7 protein-coding genes and 1 rRNA gene are annotated in these 7399 nt (G+C 49.5%); 4 read left to right on the top strand and 4 right to left on the bottom strand.

The features are described 5' to 3' along the window. The first annotated feature begins 38 nt into the window (after positions 1-38). A 5S ribosomal RNA gene (gene rrf, locus K9U15_RS09180) occupies positions 39-153 on the top strand. A 184-nt stretch (positions 154-337) separates the two neighbouring features. Here rrf and K9U15_RS09175 read toward each other — a convergent pair. After that, a complete protein-coding gene (locus tag K9U15_RS09175; protein WP_301155951.1) occupies positions 338-1279 on the bottom strand; it encodes a transposase in 942 nt (313 codons plus the stop codon). Between the two features lie 186 nt (positions 1280-1465). Here K9U15_RS09175 and K9U15_RS09170 point away from each other — a divergent pair, with 186 nt between their 5' ends. Both K9U15_RS09170 and K9U15_RS09165 read left to right on the top strand, forming a co-directional pair. Beyond that, complete coding sequence (locus K9U15_RS09170; RefSeq protein WP_301155950.1) at positions 1466-1738, top strand: type II toxin-antitoxin system RelB/DinJ family antitoxin; 273 nt, start codon at positions 1466-1468, stop codon at positions 1736-1738. A 70-nt stretch (positions 1739-1808) separates the two neighbouring features. Beyond that, positions 1809-1949, top strand: a complete 141-nt coding sequence (locus tag K9U15_RS09165; RefSeq protein WP_301155957.1) for a type II toxin-antitoxin system mRNA interferase toxin, RelE/StbE family — start codon at positions 1809-1811, stop codon at positions 1947-1949. Between the two features lie 286 nt (positions 1950-2235). On the opposite strand, the gene K9U15_RS09160 is transcribed toward K9U15_RS09165, so the two are convergent. After that, positions 2236-2574 (bottom strand): hypothetical protein, encoded by a 339-nt coding sequence (locus K9U15_RS09160; RefSeq protein WP_301155949.1) that lies wholly within the window; start codon positions 2572-2574, stop codon positions 2236-2238. Positions 2575-2724: 150 nt separating this feature from the next. Between K9U15_RS09160 and K9U15_RS09155 the strand changes: the two genes are divergently transcribed. Then, positions 2725-4311 (top strand): hypothetical protein, encoded by a 1587-nt coding sequence (locus K9U15_RS09155; RefSeq protein ID WP_301155947.1) that lies wholly within the window; start codon positions 2725-2727, stop codon positions 4309-4311. Here the strand turns inward: K9U15_RS09155 and K9U15_RS09150 are convergent. After that, positions 4300-5301, bottom strand: a complete 1002-nt coding sequence (locus K9U15_RS09150; RefSeq protein ID WP_181813792.1) for a glycosyltransferase — start codon at positions 5299-5301, stop codon at positions 4300-4302. The genes K9U15_RS09155 and K9U15_RS09150 overlap by 12 nt on opposite strands. A 666-nt stretch (positions 5302-5967) precedes the next feature. After that, complete coding sequence (locus K9U15_RS09145; protein WP_301155944.1) at positions 5968-6882, bottom strand: hypothetical protein; 915 nt, start codon at positions 6880-6882, stop codon at positions 5968-5970. Positions 6883-7399: the final 517 nt, after the last annotated feature.

The raw sequence follows: 7399 nt of genomic DNA, 5'->3' as shown, positions 1-7399 counted from the left end.
CCGGGCGGGGCTATAATGCCCGCGGGAGCATCCCCCGCGAGCGCGACCATGGAGGCGGGGATCACCCGATCCCATTCCGAACTCGGAAGTTAAGCCCGCCATCGCCGAAAGTACTGCGGAGCCAGTCCGTGGGAGGATAGGGCGTCGCGCTCGCGGAGGATGCTTTCTTTCTGCAGGCCCCCGGACCAGCATTAGCGTGCTGGCCCGGGGGCCTGCGGTGTTCAGAGGGGTGTTTCTATGGTTTTGTCAACTGGTTTTTCGAATTTGATCAACGGCTTTTGAGCATGGGCGACCAAGCTCCGGCGACAGAGCTTTTCGGAAACGGCGTTGCCGGCGTTCAGGCTCGAACGTGAGGGCGGGTGTCCCTCATGACGGCGTAGATGACCTTCAGCCTCTTTCTGGCCACGGCCTTGAGGGCCTTGTTGTGACGCATGCCGCGCTCGCGGCATGCGTCGTAGTAGCGGCCGAACTCGCCTTTCGTGCCGACGAGCGAGTTGCACGAGAAGATGGGCGGGTTCTTTAGCTCCTTGTTCCCGGCCCTCGACGACGACGCCGAGTCAAGGGAGGAGCCCGACTGCCTGTTGCAGGGGGCGAGCCCGGTGAACGATGCCAGCTTGTCGTGGCTCTCGAACAGCCTTATGTCGACTCCCGCGACGAGGGCCGAGGCCGTTTTGGGCCCGATGCCCGGGACGCTCAGAAGCGAGCGGTAGACGGCGTTGCCGGAAAGCAGGGAGCCTATGGCTGATTCGACCGCCGCAGCGCTCGCGAGATCGTCGGATATCCGCTTGGCGAGCGTCGCGGCCGCCACGTCGACAGACGCGGTGCGGAATCCTCCCGACTCCGCCGACGCCTTGGCCGCGCCCCATAGCTCGTCGGCCCTCGCGGCGGGTGCGCCCGCCTTGTCCACGGCGAGGCGGCGGTAGCGCCTCCTGCCGCCCGCGACGATGCCGACGGGGCCGCTGAGCTCGGCAAGAACCCCCACTTGCCACGCCAGCCCCAGGTCGACGGCCGCTTCGAAAGCGGGGTCGGCCTCCAGCAGGACGGAGCGCAGCCTTATCTCCGCGCCCGCGTCGCCCTCGTCGGCGACGGGCCGGAGCGCCCAGGGCATCCCGACGGCGGTGCGCGCGATGACCTCGGCGTCTGTCTCGTCGGTCTTCGCGACGCCGGGGAACATGTCGCGCGCACGCTTCATCGACAGGCCCGGAAGGTAGGCGACGTCCATGCCCGCCGCGCGGGCGCGCTCAAGCACGAGGGTTCCGATGTTGCGCTTCTGGTCCACGATCACGAGGGCCTCGGCCCCCGCGCGCCGGGATCCCGTCGATGGGATCCGCCCTGTTGTCCACGGGGACGTCGAACAGAACCTTGCCGGAGGAGCGGGAGACGGCGCACGCCCGATGCGCTGACTTCCCGACGTCGAACCCGACGCAGGTTTCCTTTCCAGCCAACATGGGGAGAGGATACCATCATGGAGGCTGGAAAGGAAACCTGCGTCGGGTTCGATGGGGGAAAGGCGACATTTGCTGAAATCTGTGACAGCATTGGTGCCGCGCCAAGCAACGCAATTCGAATGTTCGTCTCTGTATTCAATAAGCGCGGAGGATTTCCTTTTGACCTGTCGAATTCGTATGGCTTTAATGCGGAAACGCATTCAGCGATGAATGATGCCTCTAGCGGAAATAATCTGCCTGGTCCTTATGAGAACATCGATGAAATGTTTGCCAAGCTTGATAAGAACTAATTGATGCTCGAAATCAAGTTCACTACAAAATTTAAAAGATTTCAAGAGGACAAAGAAGCAAGGCAAGGATATCTCCAAGCTCTATGAAGCGCTTAATACGCTCGCTCATCGGAGGTGGCCAACAGAAAAAATGCATGATCATTTATTGTCTGGAAACTATGGTGGTCATAGAGAGTGCTATATTGAGCCAGACTGGCTGCTGGTTATCTGATTGATGATGGTGAGCTGATTCTTACGGCTGTTCGCACCGGAAGTCATAGCGAATTGCTGGGGCTGCAATACTTATTGTGAATACGCGTAGGGAGGACAGTTGACGAAAGTCGAAGTAGACACTCTTGAGGCAAAGTCAGCTCTGCTTGAGGCCTACTATGCGCTTCCAGAGAAGCAGCGAAAAAGAATACTTCTACCAAATAAATACATCGATTTGATTGGCGTCATCGTGGGGCTTCTATTCTGAAAACTCATACGATTCTAAATTAATGATTGATTATTATTTCTCAAGCCTTGATCAGGGTGTTTCTGACAGGGCATTGTCTGCTTTGAAAAGCATTACTGATGAACAAAACCTTCCTAAAAGAATAAAGCACATCGCGAATGGTAAGGCTGGAAAACGTTATTTTGAGCGTGTCCTTGGTATCAAACGGGCAGACTTGTTTTGACGCCTCTTCAAGCATATCTTCCGGCAATTTTTGGAGCACTTTTTCGCCAAACTCATTTTCGAAATCTATTAGCATCTGAAGCAGGCTCAAGGGAAGAGGAATTAGCCTTGTTAAAGCCTGTCGGTTATCACGACCAAGTACCGGTAAAGTATTTTCCCAGGCTTTAATTATAGGCATGGCCCCTTGCATCAACTGATCAAGCAGTATTCCTAGAAAAGCGAGATCCTCGGAAAGGGCGGCGTAAAGATTTAGACCTTTTGCCCCAAGATCGATAAAATACTAGACAGACTCGCCCCCGCAAAAACAAAAAATGAAGCCCTGAGTCTTTTGCTGCTTACCGCACTTCTCAACCCATCCAAACAAACAAAACGCATTAACGAATCCATTCGCTCAAGCGGGCGATTCTTCCACATAGAAACAGAATACGAGATCACTGTTCCTCCAATACTTCAAGGGGAGACCGTAGTTGTACCGGCAGCGATCCAAGACAAGCGAGAGCTGACATTTGCTCTCAAGTACACCGACGAGCACGAGCAGACACTTGAAAGACTAAAGGATACCGAAGCTAAGCAATATATTACTCATTCCCTTGCAATAGCAATCAAATGCCTAGTTGGTAGCACGAAATCCGATGCTCTTCGTATTTCAAACACGATAGCGAGTTTCATACTGAACTCAACCCGTACACCTCACGAGAGAGATGCCAACATACAGAAAACAAGCGAGATAATTAAAGCCGATCTAGCTATCCTTTGCCGCAACAGCAAAAGCAAGCCTGAAGAACATGATGAGCTCGAAGCCCTTGTATTAGCGCTGCTTAATGGCTATTGGCGAGTCAAGCCTATTTTGGTTCGAGCTAAAGCCAAACCGACGAATCACTCTCAATGCGCAAATTCAGCTCTTGAGAAAATAGCCATAGGTTGTTCCAGCATTATTATCCGCACAAGCCAGAATATTCCCCTTATTCGCGTATGGAATACCGCATCCGAGAGTATCACGAAGGGAGGAAGATGGCTTCAGCGACGACTTACTAAGAAAAGGAAATCTTTCTATTTCAGCTTAGCAAACGCCGATAGAGCCAACAGCTATCACTTGTCAATTTCAGGACCCGAAAATACCTACTACGCCGAATCTGAATTAATGAAAGTAAATACGAATCAGTCCACAGTGAGTGCGGAAAGCATGACGGCAACCTGCAGATGCGATCAAAGCGACTCACGCCTATTCGTCAAAAACGGACACGGCTTTCACAACATGGCCCTCTCGGCTAGCTATGAAGACACGAGTCATCGCGCAATGCAAACAATTTGTGTCTCTACAGCCATCTGCCTTGCACTGATTTGCTTCACGGCCTTCAAATATGTATTTCCCTTTCTGAATGAATCACCATCCCCGTGTCTTCACAATGACATGCAAATCATCGCTATCTTTTTCTCGGTGATGACGTTTGCTGGACTGATGTCTGTCTGGGAATCATTAAGTGGTCAGCGATCGGAAGAATGGGTTTGGGTTTCGGCATCTATCACTATGTTTTCATCTTTAATAGGGCTTACAAATGTCATCTATTTATCAATTATCAATCCTGACACTGGATTCAACTTCTTCCCACAGATATTCCTATGGGCAACACTTGTCTTAGTAGAATACCTAATTTTTCTCGGAATCCTCGTCGCATTATTCCACAAGGTTAAACTGCACTCGAGTTTTATGAGCAGAACCCCCCTCACTCGTTCATTAGCAGAGATCACAAATGGAGATACGCACTCTGACAATGAAGATGAGGCTGAAATATACTACAGAGATCTGATTGGAGGATATTGGGCTGATGGATGGCTCGTTCCTTCTTGGGTGGCACTAACGGGATCGAAAGATAATCCCAAAGATAGTAATTTAACAGCCGATTCATCCGAATAGTCGCCAGTAACTCTCGGTAATCAAAGTTCGACAATGGGCAATGACCCGAAAACTTTCTAGCCGCCTATTTTCCAATCGTTCATACAGCTTTTTGTCTCTCAGCGAAACGAAAGGAGAGTGTGCCACGATCAATGGATCCAAACGGTGGGTAATTCTTTTGGCGCCCTCAAGCCATAATTCTTCGGTATAGTTTTGAGCATAGCGAGCCACCTTTAAATTGTAAAAAGCCCGATAAGCATGAATATTAAGAATAGCTTCATCTTTGATATTTAGATCTTCTAGTATATCAGTCATTTCATGCCACCGGTCAAGAGGTACGTGCATGTCTTTCATTGCGGAGGTAGACGAACCGACGCGTTGCTCTCTATAACAGTAAAACGCCTCGTCGGTGTACACGATGTTTTCGGCCCTGAGCATCGTGTCCACCAAAAACGGATTATCAACCCACCCAGCGCCTGCAACTTCCTTAAAACGAATATTATTCTCAACGAGAAAAGCTTTTCGATAGACAGCAGACCATATCGACGGATGGTAACGAAGAAGTAGCGGCTCATCCTGTATACGAAACGGCATGGACGATCGAATACGTCCTCGATACCTGCAATTCTTTTTCCTAGTCGCGCTTTCATCCACATTCCAATAGGCAGACTTCACAATGTCGGGATAGTCGAAGTCTTGTGCAAGGCGAAACAAAACAGTATACATATCACCATCAAGGTAATCGTCTGGCTCCAAAATGGCAATGTAACGCCCCTTGGCCCGTAAAATACCTTTGTTAACTGTAGCTCCATATCCTTCATTTTCTTTATCAATTACCTCTATTCGACAATCGCTCTGAGCAGCAGTCCGCATAATAGCAAGAGAACCATCGGTCGATCCATCATTCATGCAAAGAATCTCTAGATCAATATCCGATCGCGGAATGCTTTCAAGACACTGCTTTAAGTAGTCTTCCGTGTTGTAGACTGGTATGATAACCGATAAATCCAATACAGCTCCTTGCTCGCTTCTTATCGCACATAAATCAATTATCGCACGCAAATCACATTATTCGAAGACTAATTGTCCTCAGTCTTTATCCCAGTGTTGCAGCCCCTGGTCGGTATGCACTATCGGAAGAGCCCACGTTGGCGCCTTCTCGCCGATGACGTCGATCATGGCATCGGCAAACGCGACAGTCGGTGATGTCGAGACGGAACGCCTGACGACCTTACTTTTGAGCAGATCGATAAGGGAAGACAGATAAACCTTCTGTCCAGCGACCTAGAACTCGGCGACATCGCTCACCATCTTCATGTATACCTCGAAAGCTTTTGAAGTTGCGCTTTAGGAATGTCCGGCTTTGGTGAGTTGTGCTACTTCTTGCAGGAACTGCAGCACCCCTTTTTCGTTAGATGAGGAGTGGGCGATCTCCAATGAGCTTCCTCATCGTCTTTCCCGACAAGACGATGCCACAGCCCCTTTAGCATCACCTTTGCCCCGACGACAACCATACGTTTGGCAACCTTGCTCAAAGATGTCGAGAATAGCCTCTTTGACGGCCTCATACTTGCAGGGCGGACCATCCCTTGCGTAATGATACTCGTAGGCATTCTTGGCCAGCTTAAAGCGCGCGAGCCTTTTGACGTGCGCCCCAAAAGGAAACCCCCAATTGACCTAATTATCGACAACGCGAGATTTCGAATCGTTGAAACCAAGAGTCACTGCGTTTTCCGATTTGAGTTCTTCTTGAGAGGGTTCAGATATCATGATTGAGTAACAAGATGGAAGTTCACCTTTGTAAATCATCAGGTGCACCCGATTTTCCGCATCCTCTCTCAAGTATTTTTCCACACTGCAAGGTTCCAGAACAAACTTATCGGTCTGACTTTGGAGGGTGCAGGAAAGAGCTACATCTTTGAAAAAATACTTGTTTGAGGCGGAGATCACCTTCGCCATAAGCCATGCAAGAAAAAGCATATCAATCGCAAAATCCATCAAGATTGGCCCGAACACAAGGCATTTCGAATTTATTACAACGAGCACGATAGCCAGAATTAGAACGCTAGCACTGGCCACAAGAAAGAAGGCAAGATCAAGGAGGATGAGTTTTCGTAGTTGCGCACGAGATTTAGGGGTGTCGTCAAATAGGTTGAGCCATCGTTGCTCTTGCGGCTGTGTATATGAGCTTGACAGGTTTTTAGATGATTCAGCCCGTTTTTGAGGAAGAAAAACACCGAGTCCTATCGTCACGGAAATTAAAAAAATTGAGACTATACCTATCGGCGAGTTCGTTGGATCATTTAGTGTTTGCCAAGATGCGCTGAAGAAAAAAAGAAGAGCACAGGCGATGATGGCTACTACAAAATAAGAAATTATTACAAGTATTCGTGAGGACGAACGCTGCTGCTTCAGATATAGACCGCATTTCCTATACAAGATGGCGAGTGAGGCGGACATAGTTATCAGGGGGATGCAAAGAGCCATGAGTAGATCAGGAATATCCCTAGTGCAGCCGTTCCATCCGAGAACGATAATGGCGAATAGACAAAGTACCTGCAAAACCAAGAAAGTGATTGTGAACCTACGCATGCTGCCACCGCTTCTCCGTAAGCAAAGTATAAACAATATAGCAATTATATGACATTAGGTAAACTATGATGATAATTATATGCTTAAGGTACCAGTTTGGTTGATTGGTTCTGGGGCTTTGATGCCTAAAGCATGATTTCCCGCTTCGTTCTTTTACCATTCCTGTTTAGCTAGGGTTTTTTGGCCGCGTATGCTTGCGACCGAGTTGGGAGATTGGTCTTCTCCGTCGGGCGCTATAGCGACGAGTCCGGATTTGGTGCTTACCCAATTACGGATGCACTCGGACATTCCCTACTGTGCGCGGGTGTTTTCTGGCGCAACCTTTTAAGGGAGGCATCGACGCAAGTGCCCTATACGAAGGCTGCGTCCCTGCTAGCCTGCCATAGTTTAACAGTCAAACCGACAATCATGATGGGATGCATGAGGAGGGTTTCATCCTTGCTTTGCGTCGAAGAGGACGTGGCTCTGGCGAGGTTGCTTTGCGACTGAGTTGCATCCGAAAGTAAGTTCACCCATG

The sequence above is a fragment of the Gordonibacter sp. RACS_AR68 genome (assembly GCF_030418485.1).
GTDB classification, from domain to species: Bacteria; Actinomycetota; Coriobacteriia; order Coriobacteriales; family Eggerthellaceae; genus Gordonibacter; species Gordonibacter urolithinfaciens.
This window is presented reverse-complemented; position numbering and strand designations above follow the sequence as displayed.

Excerpts from the sequence above, each read along its gene's own strand:
- K9U15_RS09170 (WP_301155950.1), top strand. The coding sequence starts at position 1,466 with ATGGAGGCTGGAAAGGAAACCTGCGTCGGGTTCGATGGGGGAAAGGCG.
- K9U15_RS09160 (WP_301155949.1), bottom strand. The coding sequence starts at position 2,574 with ATGCCTATAATTAAAGCCTGGGAAAATACTTTACCGGTACTTGGTCGT.
- K9U15_RS09145 (WP_301155944.1), bottom strand. The coding sequence starts at position 6,882 with ATGCGTAGGTTCACAATCACTTTCTTGGTTTTGCAGGTACTTTGTCTA.